Genomic DNA, 15,524 nt, shown 5'->3' on the forward strand with positions numbered 1-15,524 from the left:
TCCGGCTCACAGGACCGTGACATCAGGTCTGAAAGATCCTGCAGACGTCGACGTGTGCCCGTTAGGCTCGCAGCGTGACAACCGCCAAGCCCCTGTCCGAGATCATCGACCCCTCCTGGGCGAGCGCCCTGGCGCCCGTGGAACCCACGATTCATGAGATCGGGAGACGGCTGCGTGAGGAGGTGGCCTCCGGCGTCGGCTACCTCCCGGCGGGAACGGACGTGCTGCGCGCCTTCACCTACCCGATGGACGGTGTGCGCGTCCTCATCGTCGGCCAGGACCCCTACCCCACCCCGGGCCACCCCATGGGACTGAGCTTCTCGGTGGCGCCCGGCGTGCGGCCCCCGCGCAGCCTGGAGAACATCTTCCGCGAGCTGGTCAGCGACCTGGGTGTGCCCCAACCGACGTCGGGCGACCTCACGCCGTGGTGCGAGCAGGGAGTCATGCTGCTCAACCGGGTTCTCACGGTTCGCCCCGGGGCGCCGGCGTCGCACAAGGGCTGGGGCTGGGAGAAGGTGACGCAGCGGGCCATCGAGGCACTGGTGGAGCGCGGCGGCCCGCTCGTGGCGATCCTGTGGGGACGGCCGGCGCAGTCCCTGACCCCCATGCTGGGGCAGACCCCGATCATCGCCTCACCGCACCCCTCCCCGCTGTCCGCCTCGCGCGGGTTCTTCGGCTCACGTCCCTTCAGCCGCGCGAATACGATCCTTACCGAGATGGGGGCCGCCCCCGTGGACTGGCGCCTGCCCTGAGGCTGCGCCGGGGTCAGCCGAGCTGCTTCCCGATGGCGGGCACGCCTTTGTCTTCCCCTTCTTGCGCCGACATATCACGCTCTTGGGTGGAGGTTCCGTTCGTCCCGGCCCTACTCCACGAGGGTCGGGGCCTACAGGCCAGGGGTTGTGCGCACTGTACGAGATCCCGACCCCTGTGCAGCACACCCGATCCTTCCCCAGTAACACCCCACCCTCATGCAGTGCGCGACCTGCGATCTCAGGAGCTACCAGGAAGCAGCACCAGGACTCCCCCCCCCTCACACAGCGCACGGCCCATCCGGCGCTCTGCCGGCATCCCCCAGATCAGCTGCCTCCATCAGGTAGCACGCAGCCTCACTCTCCTGGGACATGCACACCGACGGCCTGACGATCGTCCTCACCTCACGGAACAAGCTCAGCCGATCCTCGGGGGAGCCGTCGCCCCAGCAACGAGGCCTCACGCAGACCCGTCTCCAGGCGCATCCCCGCCCATGCCAGCTCCTGCCGGGGCCGTAGACGCGCAACATCTGCAGGTGGGAACCTCGTAAGAATCTTTGCGCCGAGCCGGTCTGGACACATCATGTCGCCATAGGACACGCGCAGCACCGTCCACCCTTGCGACTCGATCCCGTCCTGGCGCCGCTTCTCCTTCCACAGGTCCTCGGAGTCCTGGTACTTCTTCCTACCATCGGCCTCCAGGACGAGCCTCCGCCCAGGCCAGCACAGGTCCACCCACCAGCGCCCCTCGGGAGCGTCAATGGGGTACTGCACCTGCGGGATCGGCAGCCCCAGGGCGAGGACCAGCCACCGCACCGCGCTCTCAAGCGCTGACTCTGCGAACGGAGTCGCCCGGCTCAGCACCGCCCGCGCCTGAGCCACCCCTCGACGCCTCGGTTCGCGCTTGAGCATGAGCTCCCACTCCCGCCTCACTCGGGCAATCGCCGTCGAGCACAGCTCAGGCCGCTCCCGGTTCGGCTGGCAACAACGACGCAGCACGGAGTCGGCGATGGCGAGCGCATTGTGCGCCGGCTCGTCGAAGGCGCAGTCGTAGGCCGTGCGCACCGCCGTCGTCGCCACCGTCTCTCCCACGGATGCGATCTCTTCCGGCATCAGCGCGAGACGGCGCCGCCACAGGGTGACGTCCCGGCAGGGAGAGGACTCCGAGGAGCCGTCTGGGATCAGCACGGGCGTACCGCGAGCCGGAACCCAGATGCGGGGCAGAACGGCATGGACCTGATACGGGGTACTGGACACCGCGAGGTAGACATCGGGCTCCTGGGAGAACATGTCGAGCTCAAGCGCCAGGGCCGCGGAGGTGTGCGACAGATAGGCCGTGGAGAACTGACTGCGCTGGGCAACCACCGCCCGCGCCAACGACAGGGTGTAACGGTGCTGCCAGCGCTCAGCATCACGATCCGGCAGCCAGTAGTGACCACGCGCCAGGCGGATCCAGGCACGCGAGGGAAGACAGCCACCGCGGGAGCGGCGCGATGTGTGCAACAGACGTGGACGCAGATCGAGGACAGAGGCGGAGGACGATGGTCGCGGTGCCATGTCTCAAGGCTGCTCACTGCGACGGCGTCGGGCACCCGTTGCGACCAGCCCTGTGGACCGAGCGGGTATTTCCGCGCCTGTGGTCCCGCGCCGGGCCCGGAACTCCGCTTTCCACGAGGGTGGGGGTGTACTGGCCAAGGGATGTGCGTACTGCACCAGCCCCCGCACCTCGGGGAGCACACCCGAGCCTCACCCAGCGGTACCCCACCCTTGTGCAGTGTCGATGACTGGGACGACTCGGTCAGCCGACGAAGGGGAAGCAAAGCACGACGACCAGTCCACCAACGCCCTCGAACACGCCGATTCACTGAAGAGGGATGAAGAAGGTGTGGATACTCCCCCGGGCCCGCGCCACGTCACGACTCTGAGTCTCGACCAATCTGTTGAGCGGCCTCCTGCTCGGAAGACAGCGCCGGAGCATCGGGGACGCCTGGAAGGAACGGTTCGCCGCTCGATTCCACAACTCGGCCTGCAACTGGTTGCGGAACTCCTCAACATCCCGAGCCGGACGAATCAGTTTCAGCCACCGGCCGAGGAAGAAGCGGGCCATCCCGGTCGACAGCGATCAGATCGGGCCGCTGGGAACGCGGCCGGGAACCATCTGGTAGACACAGGGCCATGCCCGATCACCAACCAGAGCAGCCGGCTCAGCCCGCCCCCGCCGCCCCAGATTCACCAGCGCCTTCCCGCTCCCGGGCACGCCACGCCGCTGGCCCGGCCACGATCGATCTGAACCAGATCTCCCAGTACCTTCCCCGCACCGGCATCGGCACCGACGTGCACGCCTTCGCCGCCCCCGACTCGGGAGTCCCCATGCACCTGGCCTGCCTGGAGTGGCCCGGTGAGGTGGGCCTGGCCGGCCACTCCGACGGCGACGTCGTCGCCCACGCGTGTTGCGACGCCCTGTTCTCGGCCGCCGGCCTGGGCGACCTGGGCTCGAACTTCGGCACCGCCGAGCCCCGGTGGAAGGGGGCCTCCGGGACCACGCTCCTAAGCGAGGCCGCCCGCCGCGTGCGCGAGGCCGGCTTCGAGATCGGCAACATCGCCGTCCAGCTCGTGGGCGAGCGCCCCCGCGTGGCCGCCCGCGCTGCCGAGGCCTCCCAGGCCCTGTCCGAGGCGGCCTCCGCCCGGGTCGCCTTCACCGCCACCACCACCGACCACCTGGGCTTCCTGGGCCGCGCCGAGGGCCTGCTCGCCATCGCCACCGCCCTGGTCTACCCAACCTCCACCATGAGGCAACTTTAAAGGAAATACTTAAACCATGTCCGCTTTTCTCAACAAAACGCTGACACGTCAAGCAAACAAGGTCATCACAAACCAACTCGGAAGCAAGAAAATGAACGGAAAGGAGGAAAGCGCCGCCCTCATCGCCGGACATCTAACTCTCTTAAATGTCAATGATTACCTGATTCCCGCCGCCACACTATCTGCCGCAGTTCTGGCTATCATACTAACAATCTTCAACATAGATATCACCCTCAAACTCACTGACCCAGAATTCAACGCCAGCGACGATCGAGAAGCAATGGTGGCATTCTTCACCTCAACCCTTGTCTTCATTTGTACAATCTTATACCTGTCATGGCGAAGGGCTGTCTGGTCTGCGGTTCGAGCTGTTGAAGAAATGCGCATCGCAGGCAGACCGAAACAAGTTGAGAGCAAGTCACAAGACGCAGCGTGAGCAGGCATCTTGTTCACGCCGAGAGCCCACCTCTTTCCACGCGCCTCGGGAAAAAGCCCTGCGTCCGGTGGACACCGGTGCCGGGCCGCCAGGTAGCCTGTGCCCGTGAGCACCACTCCCACTGAACCCCCTGAGTCCACGGGCCTTGCCGCCTCCCCCGCCTCCGCGGGCGCGCCGGCCCTGCGTCTGTACGACTCCGCCGCCCGCGCGGTCGTGCCGCTGGCCCCCACGGCCACCCCCGGCCTGGTGACGATCTACCTGTGTGGTGCCACCGTCCAGGGCTCACCCCACATCGGCCACATGCGCAGCGGTATCGCCTTCGACGTCCTGCGTCGCTGGCTGGAGCGCGGCGGCCAGGAGGTCCGCCTCATCCGCAACGTCACGGACATCGACGACAAGATCCTCAGCAAGTCGGCCGCCTCCCAGCCGCCGGTGCCCTGGTGGGCCTGGGCCCAGCGCTTCGAGCGGGAGTTCGACGCCGCCTATCGCGCCCTGGGCGTGGCGGCCCCCACCTACGAGCCGCGCGCCACCGGCCACGTCCCCGAGATGGTCGACCTGGTCCAGCGCCTGCTGGACGCCGGCCACGCCTACATCGGAGAGTCCGGCAACGTCTACTACGACGTGCGCTCCCTGCCCGGCTACGGCTCGCTCACCAATCAGCGCCTGGAGGACCTGGCCACCACCGAGGACGAGTCCCAGCTGGACGACGACGTCGAGGCCGACAAGCGCGACCCGCGCGACTTCGCCCTGTGGAAGGCCGCCAAGCCCACCGAGCCGGCCGACGCCGCCTGGGACGCCCCCTGGGGCCGGGGCCGACCCGGCTGGCACCTGGAGTGCTCGGCCATGTCGCGCCGCTACCTGGGCGAGACCTTCGACATCCACGGCGGCGGCATCGACCTGCGCTTCCCGCACCACGAGAACGAGCAGGCCCAGTCCCACGGCGCCGACTGGGGCTTTGCGCGTCACTGGGTCCACAACGCCTGGGTGACCATCAAGGGCGAGAAGATGAGCAAGTCGCTGGGCAACTCCCTGGTGGTGGCCGAGCTGCTCAAGCGCTACGACGCCGCTGTGCTGCGCCTGGCCCTGGGCACCGTCCACCACCGCTCCACCGTGGAGTTCTCCGAGGAGACCCTGGCCGACGCCGAGGCCCTGTGGGAACGCCTGTCCGGCGCGATCCTGCGGGCCTACGAGTTCTCCGACGACGGAGGGCTGAACCCCGTCGACGCCCCCGCCGAGCAGGTGCGCGCCCGGGCGCTGCCGGCCGAGTTCACGGCCGCCATGGACGAGGACCTCAACCTGGCCGGCGCCATGGCGGTGGTCCACGCCACCCTCAAGGCTCTCAACGTGGCCCTCGCCAAGGTCGAGGCGGGGCCGAGCAGCAGCCAGGAGGCCGACGCCGATCTGCGCGAGTCGGCGACCGTCCTGGCTCTGGACCTGCGCTCCCAGCTCGACGTCCTGGGCCTGGACCCGCTGGCCGAGCCCTGGCGTGCCGGTGTCCTCGAGGGCGCCGGCTCCTCCCAGGGCGGAGCCGCCATGGAGACCCTCGACCGGCTCATCCAGCACGACCTCGACGAGCGGGCCCAGGCCCGCGCCGCCAAGGACTGGCCGCGCGCCGACGCCCTGCGCGACAAGCTGACCCAGGCCGGCGTCGTCGTGGAGGACTCACCCTCGGGCGCCCGCTGGCACCTGGCCTGAGCGGCCCGCCAACCACCCAGCTACTCTTTCGCAGCACACTCGCACCGTCACGAACAGGAGGCCGGATGCCCGGCAACGAGCAGTACCCCGGCGCCAAGCGCCGCCCCGGCTCGAAGAAGGGCCCCACGAAGGGCTCCGGCGGCCAGCGCCGCAAGGGCCTGGAGGGCAAGGGCCCCACTCCGCGCGCGGAGAACCGCGTCGGCCACCCCAAGGCCCGGGCGAAGGCCCGCGCCGAGGCCCGTGCCGCCCAGCCCACCCGGGCCAAGCAGCTCGAGAAGCTCAAGCGCCGCTTCGACGTGCCCGAGGGCCACGAGATCCTGTGCGGACGCAACGCGGTGGCCGAGGCCGCCTACGCCTCAGTGCCCATCACGAGGGTCTTCATGGCGGTCTCCGCCCAGTCCGACGAGCGCCTGGGCGCCGTCGTGCGCCGCGCCGCCCTGCTGGGCGCCCCGGTGCTGGAGACCACCAAGCTGGACCTGGACGCCCTGACCGACTCCGCCACCCACCAGGGCGTGGCCATCGAGGTGCCCGCCTACGAGTACACCACCGCCCGCGATCTGCTCGAGCGCGCCCGCTCGCTGGGCCGCACGCCGCTGCTCGTGGCCCTGGACCAGGTGACCGACCCCCACAACCTCGGCGCGGTCCTGCGCAGCGCCGGGGCCTTCGGGGCCGACGGCGTCATCATCCCCGAGCGCCGCTCGGTGGGCGTCAACGCCACCGTCTGGAAGGTCTCGGCCGGCGCCGCCGCCCGGGTGCGCGTGGCCCGCGAGACGAACCTCGTGCGCGCCCTGGAGCAGCTGAAGAAGGAGGGCTGCTTCGTCGTCGGCCTGGACGGCTCGGGCAGCACCGACATCGAGGACCTCACCCTGGCCGACTCCCCCCTGGTGCTGGTCACCGGCGCGGAGGGCGCGGGTCTGTCCCGCCTGGTGCGCGAGACCTGCGACGTGCTGGCCTCGGTACCGATCAGCCGCAGCGTGGAGTCCCTCAACGCCGCCGTGGCCACGGGTATCAGCCTCTACGAGGTCGACCGCCTGCGGCGCCGGGCCGCCGGCGACAGCTGACAGGCGCCCGGTCGCTCCTTCTATCAGCGCCCGGTATCACTCATACACTTCCCCATGAAGGCCCCGTTGCTGACACAATGGGCCGCATCCGATTCACAGGAGGTCCCCATGGCCCAGGACGCTTCGCAGCGCTGGAACCGCACCGACGGCGTGCTCATCGCGCCGGGCACGACGCCGGAGGCCGTCGCCGACGCCTTCGCCGCGCGCGGGGTGGTCGTGCGCCTGGAGTGGTTCCCGGCCACCACCCACCTGCTCAGCCTGACCCTCATGACCGACGTCGAGGGCCGGGTCGCGGTGACGCCGCCCTCGCGCGGGGGCGTCGTTCCCGGCCCGAGCGTCAGCGAGCTGGTGGAGTCCCTGGCCCGGGAGTTCACGGCCGATGTCGCCGTGGGCCCGGCCACCTTCAACGCCCTGCCCGACGACGTCGAGCTGCCCACGATCTCCCACCACGGCTCGGCCAGCGCCCGCACCGTGGTGATCTCCCCGATGAGCGCCTACATGGTGCCGCTGCAGGCCACGCTCCTGGAGCGTCCGCTGGCGGTGGCCTCGGCGCCGAACCTGGACCGCCGCATCGTCATGTACTCCGGTGAGGGCACGGACCTGGGCACCTTCGGCTGGGACGAGGAGTCGCTGCCGGCCCTGGTCCTGACCTCCGACGCCGAGGACATGTCCATCCGCGCCATCCCCACGGGGGACCCGGAGGACGACGCCGTCTTCTCCTGGGGCATGACCTCGCACTACGTGTGGGGTGGGGTCGAGGAGCCCGGCCCGGCTCTGAGGTCCCTGGTCGACGAGCTCCTGGCGGACCTGACCGATGCCTCGGGCATCGTCGACACCGTCCCGGGCGCGGACCTGGAGGCCGCTGCCGCCGCCATCGTCCAGCCCGGTACCGACGGCTTCGCCGCGATGCTTCAGGCACTGGGCCTGCCCGACTGGGTGCTGGAGGTCCTCACCGGCCGCCTGGCGCCGGTGGAGGTTCCCGGCGTCGTCGTGCACGAGCCGCGCGGGCTGTCCAACGCCGTGGGTCGCAGCGTGGGCCTGCTGCTGGCCGATCCCTCCACCCCGGGCTCGGCCTTCTGGCAGGGCTATGTGCGCACCGTGACGGACAAGCCGTGGGCGGTGCGGGGCGCCGCGCTGCTCGAGGCGGGCCTGGGCGGCGCGCTCCTGGGGGCCGCCGTGCGCCGTCGCCGCTCGACCGGGCACATCCCGGGCGGGGTGGCGGCCGTGGGCGCCTTCCTGCTGGTGGACGCCATTACCGAGGTCTCGCTGGCATCCTGGACACGTCACCGCGAGCTGCGTCGCCGCGCTGATGAGGAGATGGCCCTGGTCGCCGAGGAGCTCGGCGCCTAGAAGCGTCACGCCGCAGAGCGGGCCGGTCAGCCAAGCCCCTCAAGGTAGGCCCTCAGCACCTTGCGGGCGTCCACAGGTGCCGCCTTGGCTGCCTGGTACATGAGCAGGGCGTCCACCAGCCCCACCAAATCGGGAGCGTGAGCAGAGGCCTGGTTGACACCCGCGGCAACGAGTATCCGCTCAGCCAGACGCGTCAGAGGCCGCCTGACCGGCGCTTCCGCTGTGAGCAGCTCCCGGAGCTCGACGTCGTCGCGCAGCTCGAACAGCAATGCTCCACGCGCGGCCTGGGCGTCCGCACGCCGCGCCATATGCTCCAGGATGCCGACGACGATCTCGGCGGCCTCCTGCCGGCTGACGGACGCGGGGATCTCAAGGTCGTTGATGTCAGCCTGTGAGCCCTCGGAGAGGCGGTTGACCACGAGCGCCAGCAGATCACGGCGAGTCCGGGCGTAGTAGGAGGTCGACCCGCGGGGCAGTCCCGCCTCCGTGTCGACCTGCAGATGAGTGAGGGCATGCACCCCGTCACGCGCGATGAGCCCGACCCCGGCGTCACCAATTTGCTCCCTGCGCCCCATCGTGCCTGCTCCTTGCCTTCCGACCACATGGACCTCTACGATCATAGAGCACTCTATGATCGTAGAGATCTACACGACGGCCAGATCGGGCCATGAGGAGGCGACCGCAGTGAAGGTGGCAGTTGTCGGAGCAGGTGACTCAGGGAAGGCCATCAAGCGAGCCCTGCAGGCGACCGGAGCACAGGTGACGCTGCACTCGCGCCGTACCGGCTTCGACGTCCTGCACGACGACGGGGCTGCCGCATTGTCCGGCGCGGACGTCATTGTGGAGGCCACCGGACGGTTCACCACCAGCAAGAGGGTCGCCACCGAGTTCTTCACACGCTCAACCCGTGCCGTGTCGGCGGCCGCGAACGCCCTGGGCGCCAGGCACGTGCTGCTGTCGATCGTCAACTGCGACCTTCCGGAGGTGCAGGGCTACGGCTACTTCGCGGGCAAGTGCGCGCAGGAGCGGCTTGCTCGCGAGTCGAGCAAGCGCATGTCACTGGTTCGCTCGACCCAGTGGTTCGAGTTCGCCGAGCAGAACATGGAGCGCATGCGCTACGGCCCCGTCTCACTCGTTCCCTCGATGAGGATGCGGCCGGTCAGCCTCGATTCCGTCGCCGAGACGGTGGCCCGGGCAGCCCTGAGTGAGACCGACGGCCAGACCTACCAGGTCGCAGGACCGGAGGTCATGACGCTGTGGGAGATGACCGCACAGCTGCCGAGCCTCACGGCGAGGCCGGTTCCCCTGGTGGTTCCCACCGGGTGGGGACTCGCCTTCCGTCGCGGCGCACTGGTTCCCGGCGACGACGTCCCTGCAGCGGGTCCCACTTACGCACAGTGGCTACAAGAACCGCGCCGCCTCTAGCCGACGGGATCGACGGTGGAGGCAGGCACACTCACCCTGGCCGGCTCGACGTGTACTGCGCACCGTTGGGCTATTGCCCCGGAGGATGGAGGCCCGGTAGATCACCGGCACCACCCGGGCGGGGTGGCGGCCGCGGGCGCCTTCCTGCTGGTGGACGCCATTACCGAGGTCTCGCTGGCATCAGCCGGCTACGGGGCTCCCAGACTGTTCATGAACCAGAACATCAGCGCGATGGGGATGGTCGTTAAGATCATCATGCCAAGAATGACGGCGAACATGATCTTCATGGTGGTGAGATCGTTCCGCTCGGAGGGCGAGAGCCCTTCGAGCCTCTGGAATGTCAACGAGCCCGGGTTGTTTTTGAAACGGGAGGCCCGGTAGAACACCGGCACCACCTGGCCGGGATACACTACGAAATCGAGCTGCGGCTTCGGGGTGATAAAGGAGAGGGCGAGGACCTGCACGACGACCCGCACCGGCCCCGGCGGCACCGCGATCCTCACGGACTGACCCGCTGACAGACGCATCTGCCCGTCGTTGATCGAGAAGGACAAGGTATTGCCCCAGATGAAGGTGACGGCGGGGTCGTAGTACAGGTCGATGAAGGCGCTGTTCTCCGGTGTCGCCCCAGGCAGGGCCTGGAATGCGGGCACCTCCTCGCTCATGTCCCCTTCACGGCCCTTCTTCATCGCCTCATCTGATCGAGATCAGACTATCAACCGGGCGGACACCACCGGCGCCGACGCCGCCGCACAGTCTGCGGCGTGCCCTACTCCCCCTTGAACTTCATGCCAGCGGTGAAGCCGAAGGGGTTGGCGGCGTAGTCGGCCAGGGTCTGCTCGTCGCGGGCGGCGAACTCGGCGTCGTCCTCGGGCAGCGGCTCCTCGACGTCGTCGACGGCGATCGCCTCCATCTCCTGGGTGTCCCCGACTCCGAGGTAGGCGCGCTCATCACGGTGCTGGGGCAGCACCGTGGCCACGTAGTCGTCCACCGCCTCCTGGGTGGTGACGTAGCGGTCCTGGGCCTCGGACATGTACCAGCGGTGCTCGAGGATCTCGTGGAAGATCTCCGCAGGCTCGAGCTTGCGGCGCATCTCGACGGGGACCGAGTGAATGGTGGGCTCGAAGACCTCCGCCAGCCAGGCATGGGCCACGAGCTCGATGGGGTCGTCGCTGCGTCCGGACATGGCCCGGTAGGCCTCCAGGTCGTTGAGCATGCGCTGGCCCTGGCGCTCCTGGACGTCCAGGCCGGTCAGCCTCATCACCTGCCGGTGGTAGTGGCCGGCGTCGACGACCTTGGGCTGGATGGTGATGTGGTTGCCCTGAGAGTCCGTGTCCATGGTCAGCTCGGCGACGTCGTAGCCCAGCTCGTTGAGCTTCTGGACGCGGCGGCGCAGGCGCCAGCGCTCGTCCAGGGAGAAGGACTCCTCCGCGGTGAGGACGTCCCACAGCTCGGTGTACCGGCTGACGATCCGGTCCCCCACCTCGATGGTGTCCACGCTCGGCTCCAGCAGCGCACCGGCCTGCAGGTCCATGAGCTCGCCGATGATGTTGGTGCGGGCGATATCGATGTCGTAGAGACGCTTGCCGTCGGTGAGCCCCTCGGGGTGGAGCTCGCCGGTCTCGGCGTCCACGAGGTAGGCGGCGAAGGCGCCCGCGTCGCGGCGGAACAGCGTGTTGGACAGTGACACGTCCCCCCAGTAGAAGCCCAGCAGGTGCAGGCGCACCAGCAGCACGGCGAGCGCGTCGATGAGACGCGTGGCGGTCTCGGGGCGCATGTACTGGCTGAACAGGGCCCGGTAGGGCAGGGAGTAGGACAGGTGCTCGGTGATGAGCACCGAGTTGAGCTCCTCCCCGCTGACGCTGCGCCGGCCGGTGATGACCGCCGTCGGCTGCACGCAGGGCGCCTCCAGCCGGACCAGGTCCCGCAGGAGCTCGTACTCGCGGTGCGCCACGGACTCGCCGATCTCCTTGACGGCGATAACGCGCTCGGAGAGGTTGACGAAGCGCACGATGTGGCGGGACAGACCACGGGGCAGCGCGGCGAGGACCTCGGTGGGCCACTCCTCCAGGGCCGTCTCCCAAGGGAGGTCGAGCAGCGCCGGGTCAATCGTCGCTGCCGTGATCTTCATGGACTGGGGCATGTCTTTATTCTTTCAGGCCAGGGCCCTCTTCGCCTTTCAAAGTGTGAGTAGCGGCCCACACCCTTAAAGCCGTCGAGAACGATCCGGTTCTCACCGCGCGGCAGACGTTCGCGGTCCAGTATTCCCACGAGGCTGCGCCGCCACCCTCCGGCCCGCCAGATCACTCCGGCCGGCGCGACTCGGCCTCGCCTTGGTGAGCGCGACGACGGCGCCGCTCCCGGGCAGGGGAACGGCGCCGTCGTACTCAGCATCCTCAGGCGGGCAGGCGCTTGCCTGTGGAGGCGGAGAAGATGTGCTCCTGGCCGGGGCGGATCCGCACGTAGACGGTCTCGCCCGGCTCGGGGGCGGTGCGCGGAGGCACGCGCACGATGATCTGGCTGGAGTCCTCACCGGATCCGAGCTTGGCCTCGGAGTCCTCAGCACCCACGAGCTCGCCGTAGATGTAGGCGTCGGAGCCCAGCTCCTCGACGAAGGACAGGCGCACCGGGATGGAGTGCTCGTCCTGGGCGGAGACGACGTCGAGCGACTCGGGCCGGAACCCGATGGTCACCTTGCCGCCGTCCTCGGGGGTGATGGCGTCCAGGGTCGCCTTGGACAGCTGGATCTTGGCGGCGCCGACGGTGGCGACGTCGCCCTTGACCGTGAACTGCCCCAGGTTCATGGCCGGCGAGCCGATGAAGCCGGCGACGAACTCGTTGGCGGGGTGGTCGTACATCTCGCGCGGGGTGCCGACCTGCTGGAGCACGCCGTCCTTGAGGACCGCGATGCGGTCCCCCATGGTGAGGGCCTCGGTCTGGTCGTGGGTGACGTAGACCGTGGTGACGCCCAGTGAGCGCTGGAGCGAGGCGATTTGGGTACGGGTCTGGACACGTAGCTTGGCGTCCAGGTTGGACAGCGGCTCGTCCATGAGGAATACCTTGGGCTTGCGCACGATGGCGCGCCCCATGGCCACACGCTGACGCTGACCACCCGAGAGCGCCTTGGGCTTGCGGTCCAGGTACTCGGTCAGGCCCAGGATCTTGGCGGCCTCACGCACGCGCTTGTCGATCTCGGCCTTGGGAGTGCCCGCGATCTTCAGGGCGAAGCCCATGTTGTCGTGGACGGTCATGTGCGGGTAGAGCGCGTAGTTCTGGAAGACCATGGCAATGTCACGGTCCTTGGGCTGAACATCGGTGACGTCGCGGTCACCAATAAGGATGCGACCGGCGTTGACGTCCTCCAGACCAGCGAGCATGCGCAGGGAGGTGGACTTACCGCAGCCGGAGGGGCCAACGAGGACGAGAAACTCGCCATCGGCGATCTCGAGGTTGAGAGCGTCCACACTGGGGCGGTCATTGCCCGGGTAAATACGCGTGGCGTTCTCGAAAGTAACAGTTGCCATGGGTGGTGCTTCCCTTCACCGGCAGGTACGTGCCGGACGATCCGTCGTGAAAGGTGCCGATGCGTGTCCGCATTGACACGTGCCCCGGTCAGCCATTCGACCGTGGACGGGCTCATCTTGGCACAGGTTCCCCGCTTTGACCAGCGATTCACAGTGAACTTTCAGCGTGATCCTCTCTGGCAGTGCCGCCCCAGGGCCATGCCTGTTCGGTGTAGACCTCCCCATCCCCGGCGACGACGGCGCACTCCCCACTGCCGAGAATGCGGCTCCAGTACTGGGCTTTCTCCCGCGACATGCCCCACAGCCGGGCGAAGAGCCCCACAGAGCCGAGGTGCCCGCGAGCCGAAACAGCCCGGTACTGTGGGGGCCATGACGCAGAACTTCGACGCGCACCCGGGCGAACCGGTCACCCTGAACAAATTGCGCGCAGGCACCCTGGTGGGGGGCTACCGGCTTCTGCGTCGCCTGGGCGCCGGAGGAATGGGTGTGGTCTGGGAGGCCACCGACGAGGGCGGCCGCCACGTGGCCATGAAGATCCTTCACCCCCAGATCGCCGCGGATCCCACGGCCCGGCGTCGTCTGGACCGTGAGGCCAGCGTCCTGGCCCGGGTGAGGGACACCCGGGTGGCCCGCATCCTGGACATCGAGACCGGGGACGGCTCTGTGGGCATCACCTTCGTCATCACCGAGCTCGTCGAGGGTCCCACCCTCCAGCACGAGGTGGAGCACGAGGGCGTCTACGACCTGACCACCGACGCCCGGGACCTCGCCGACCTGGCTCACGGCCTGGTCGACTCGCTGCGCGCGGTCCACTCCGCAGGGGTCATCCATCGCGACCTCAAGCCCTCCAACGTCATGCTCGGCGCGCAGGGGCCGGTTCTCATCGACTTCGGCATCGCCCAGGTGGCCGACGACGTCCGACTCACCCAGACCGGTCAGGTCACGGGCACACCGGGCTTCATCCCCCCGGAGATGCTCGACGGAGGGGAGCCGACCGCCGACGTCGACTGGTACGCCTGCGCGGGCGTGCTTCTGTTCACCGTCACCGGACTGGCCCCCTTCGGTTCGGGGGCCTGGCAGGTGGTCTTCCGACGCGTCTACGCGGGCACCCCGGAACTGGGGAACCTGGAGCAGGAGAATCCGGCGCTGGCGCGCGCCTTCACGGCGGCACTGGCCCCGGAGGTGGAGAATCGCCTGGGCCCGGACGGCCTGTTGGAAGTGCTCGATGAGATCGCCGAGGGCGGCACCGGCCAGGAGGCCGTCGACCGGCTTCTGGGGCCGGAGGAGACTGATCCCGGTCCCGAGGAATCGGAGACGAGCACCAGCACCTTCGTCCCGGGCTACGGCGTCACGCCGGGCTCGGGCTACGGGTCCTCGTCGGGGTACGGCTCGGTTCAGGGGGCCCCTTATGACGCTCGCAGCGCGGCCTCGGCCTCCCCGGCCGCCTACGGCAGCCCCGTCTCCGCACCCTCCGGTGCCGAGGGCGGGTACGGCTACAGCGCCCCGTCGGCGTCATCTGCCGCATCGGTTCAGCCCCCGCCCGCCATTCCGCCTCGGTCGTGGTACCACAACGGCCCCTCAATGCCGATGGGATCGGCGCAGTCGATGCAGTACGGCGTCGGGGGTCCCGCCCCCGTAGCACCGTCAGGGGCCTATCCTCGCCCCGCGCCGTCCGGGCAGGTGCCGATGTTCCCCTATTCGGGAAGCCAGCCGACAGCTTCTCCGACCGGCTACGCCCAACCTGCTGCCCCCCTGGCGGCGATGCCCACGGCCGGCGCGATGGCGGGTCCCATGGCGACCGGTCCCCAGCCGTCACAGATTCGTCGGTTCAGCGATCCTGCCCGAGCAGGTGACCTGCCCGAGTGGGCACGTGAGCCGGAGCGCCACCCGAAGGTGATGATGGCCCTGTGGTTCGCGCTGTCCGCCGCGAGCTTCTCAAGACCGGGGTGGTTGGCGATCATTACGGCACTTCTGACCGTGGTTGCCGGCACTGTGGGCCGTGCTCAGGATGCTCGACGCTGGAACCGGCTCCAGCGCGGCGCCGCCTCGTCGGCCGATACCTCCCGCATGTGGGCGGCGACCCCATGGTATTTATTGCGCTCGATGCTATCCGTGGGTTTCGCTTTTATTCTGGCACTGGGATCCGCGGCCATCATCTTAATCGTTTTCCAGAGGTCTGGAATAATGGAGGACAACTCCCCGGTTTTCGGTTCAATGTACTTGCTCACCCGTTTCGTCATCTTCTTCCTGATCGAGGCTTCCACCTACCTCTTCATCCTGTGGATGGCACCATGGGGTGCCGCAACCCGAAGAGGTGGCGCCCATATCATCAACATGATCGTTCCCAGCGATCGCGGCAGAAAACGTATGGTGGTAGGACTGATCGTCGTCGGAGTCATTCTGCTCCTGATGAGTCTCGCCGGGGCGATGCCGAATCCCAGCATGGCACCATTCGCTGGAAACTAAGCTTCCCGCTCAAGTG

13 protein-coding genes are annotated in these 15,524 nt (G+C 68.6%); 8 read left to right on the top strand and 5 right to left on the bottom strand.

The window, feature by feature from the left end:
* The first annotated feature begins 74 nt into the window (after positions 1 to 74).
* The gene (locus BKH33_RS04805; protein ID WP_003782273.1) at positions 75 to 752 is read left to right on the top strand and encodes a uracil-DNA glycosylase; all 678 of its coding nucleotides are present in this window, start codon (positions 75 to 77) and stop codon (positions 750 to 752) included.
* 402 nt (positions 753 to 1,154) lie between these two features.
* On the opposite strand, the gene BKH33_RS04810 is transcribed toward BKH33_RS04805, so the two are convergent.
* A complete protein-coding gene (locus BKH33_RS04810; RefSeq protein WP_003784541.1) occupies positions 1,155 to 2,306 on the bottom strand; it encodes a DUF559 domain-containing protein in 1,152 nt (383 codons plus the stop codon).
* 618 nt (positions 2,307 to 2,924) lie between these two features.
* Here BKH33_RS04810 and ispF point away from each other — a divergent pair.
* From ispF to BKH33_RS04835, 5 genes are all read left to right on the top strand, one after another.
* Positions 2,925 to 3,551 (top strand): 2-C-methyl-D-erythritol 2,4-cyclodiphosphate synthase, encoded by a 627-nt coding sequence (gene ispF, locus BKH33_RS04820; RefSeq protein ID WP_003784546.1) that lies wholly within the window; start codon positions 2,925 to 2,927, stop codon positions 3,549 to 3,551.
* Positions 3,552 to 3,567: 16 nt separating this feature from the next.
* Complete coding sequence (locus BKH33_RS13545; RefSeq protein ID WP_143229055.1) at positions 3,568 to 3,987, top strand: hypothetical protein; 420 nt, start codon at positions 3,568 to 3,570, stop codon at positions 3,985 to 3,987.
* 105 nt (positions 3,988 to 4,092) lie between these two features.
* On the top strand, positions 4,093 to 5,682 hold the full coding sequence (gene cysS / locus BKH33_RS04825) for a cysteine--tRNA ligase (protein ID WP_043539685.1): 1,590 nt from the start codon (positions 4,093 to 4,095) through the stop codon (positions 5,680 to 5,682).
* A 65-nt stretch (positions 5,683 to 5,747) separates the two neighbouring features.
* Positions 5,748 to 6,743, top strand: a complete 996-nt coding sequence (gene rlmB, locus BKH33_RS04830; protein WP_003784550.1) for a 23S rRNA (guanosine(2251)-2'-O)-methyltransferase RlmB — start codon at positions 5,748 to 5,750, stop codon at positions 6,741 to 6,743.
* A 108-nt stretch (positions 6,744 to 6,851) separates the two neighbouring features.
* Positions 6,852 to 8,093, top strand: a complete 1,242-nt coding sequence (locus BKH33_RS04835) for a hypothetical protein (protein ID WP_076068979.1) — start codon at positions 6,852 to 6,854, stop codon at positions 8,091 to 8,093.
* Between the two features lie 26 nt (positions 8,094 to 8,119).
* Here the strand turns inward: BKH33_RS04835 and BKH33_RS04840 are convergent, their stop codons facing one another.
* Positions 8,120 to 8,668: a TetR/AcrR family transcriptional regulator gene (locus BKH33_RS04840; RefSeq protein ID WP_003782737.1), complete on the bottom strand. Its 549-nt coding sequence runs from the start codon at positions 8,666 to 8,668 to the stop codon at positions 8,120 to 8,122.
* Between the two features lie 55 nt (positions 8,669 to 8,723).
* Between BKH33_RS04840 and BKH33_RS04845 the strand changes: the two genes are divergently transcribed.
* Positions 8,724 to 9,518 carry an SDR family oxidoreductase gene (locus tag BKH33_RS04845; RefSeq protein WP_050998506.1) on the top strand — a complete coding sequence of 265 codons (795 nt, stop codon included), beginning with the start codon at positions 8,724 to 8,726 and terminating at the stop codon, positions 9,516 to 9,518.
* A 188-nt stretch (positions 9,519 to 9,706) separates the two neighbouring features.
* Here the strand turns inward: BKH33_RS04845 and BKH33_RS04850 are convergent, their stop codons facing one another.
* From BKH33_RS04850 to BKH33_RS04860, 3 genes are all read right to left on the bottom strand, one after another.
* Positions 9,707 to 10,183, bottom strand: a complete 477-nt coding sequence (locus BKH33_RS04850; RefSeq protein WP_043539248.1) for a hypothetical protein — start codon at positions 10,181 to 10,183, stop codon at positions 9,707 to 9,709.
* 104 nt (positions 10,184 to 10,287) lie between these two features.
* A complete protein-coding gene (locus BKH33_RS04855) occupies positions 10,288 to 11,661 on the bottom strand; it encodes a DUF4032 domain-containing protein (RefSeq protein WP_003782733.1) in 1,374 nt (457 codons plus the stop codon).
* A gap of 253 nt (positions 11,662 to 11,914) precedes the next feature.
* Positions 11,915 to 13,042, bottom strand: coding sequence for an ABC transporter ATP-binding protein (locus BKH33_RS04860; protein WP_075248834.1), 1,128 nt, complete (start codon positions 13,040 to 13,042; stop codon positions 11,915 to 11,917).
* 369 nt (positions 13,043 to 13,411) lie between these two features.
* Between BKH33_RS04860 and BKH33_RS04865 the strand changes: the two genes are divergently transcribed.
* Positions 13,412 to 15,508, top strand: a complete 2,097-nt coding sequence (locus tag BKH33_RS04865) for a serine/threonine protein kinase (RefSeq protein WP_003781396.1) — start codon at positions 13,412 to 13,414, stop codon at positions 15,506 to 15,508.
* Positions 15,509 to 15,524 lie beyond the last annotated feature (16 nt).

Origin of the sequence: Actinomyces naeslundii, assembly GCF_001956585.1 — a bacterium.
Lineage (GTDB): Bacteria > Actinomycetota > Actinomycetes > Actinomycetales > Actinomycetaceae > Actinomyces > Actinomyces naeslundii.

Coding starts and splice junctions, on each gene's coding strand:
- rlmB (WP_003784550.1), top strand. CDS start 5,748: ATGCCCGGCAACGAGCAGTACCCCGGCGCCAAGCGCCGCCCCGGCTCG.
- BKH33_RS13545 (WP_143229055.1), top strand. CDS start 3,568: ATGTCCGCTTTTCTCAACAAAACGCTGACACGTCAAGCAAACAAGGTC.
- ispF (WP_003784546.1), top strand. CDS start 2,925: ATGCCCGATCACCAACCAGAGCAGCCGGCTCAGCCCGCCCCCGCCGCC.
- BKH33_RS04855 (WP_003782733.1), bottom strand. CDS start 11,661: ATGCCCCAGTCCATGAAGATCACGGCAGCGACGATTGACCCGGCGCTG.
- BKH33_RS04860 (WP_075248834.1), bottom strand. CDS start 13,042: ATGGCAACTGTTACTTTCGAGAACGCCACGCGTATTTACCCGGGCAAT.
- BKH33_RS04840 (WP_003782737.1), bottom strand. CDS start 8,668: ATGGGGCGCAGGGAGCAAATTGGTGACGCCGGGGTCGGGCTCATCGCG.
- BKH33_RS04810 (WP_003784541.1), bottom strand. CDS start 2,306: ATGGCACCGCGACCATCGTCCTCCGCCTCTGTCCTCGATCTGCGTCCA.
- BKH33_RS04865 (WP_003781396.1), top strand. CDS start 13,412: ATGACGCAGAACTTCGACGCGCACCCGGGCGAACCGGTCACCCTGAAC.
- BKH33_RS04835 (WP_076068979.1), top strand. CDS start 6,852: ATGGCCCAGGACGCTTCGCAGCGCTGGAACCGCACCGACGGCGTGCTC.
- BKH33_RS04845 (WP_050998506.1), top strand. CDS start 8,724: ATGATCGTAGAGATCTACACGACGGCCAGATCGGGCCATGAGGAGGCG.
- BKH33_RS04850 (WP_043539248.1), bottom strand. CDS start 10,183: ATGAGCGAGGAGGTGCCCGCATTCCAGGCCCTGCCTGGGGCGACACCG.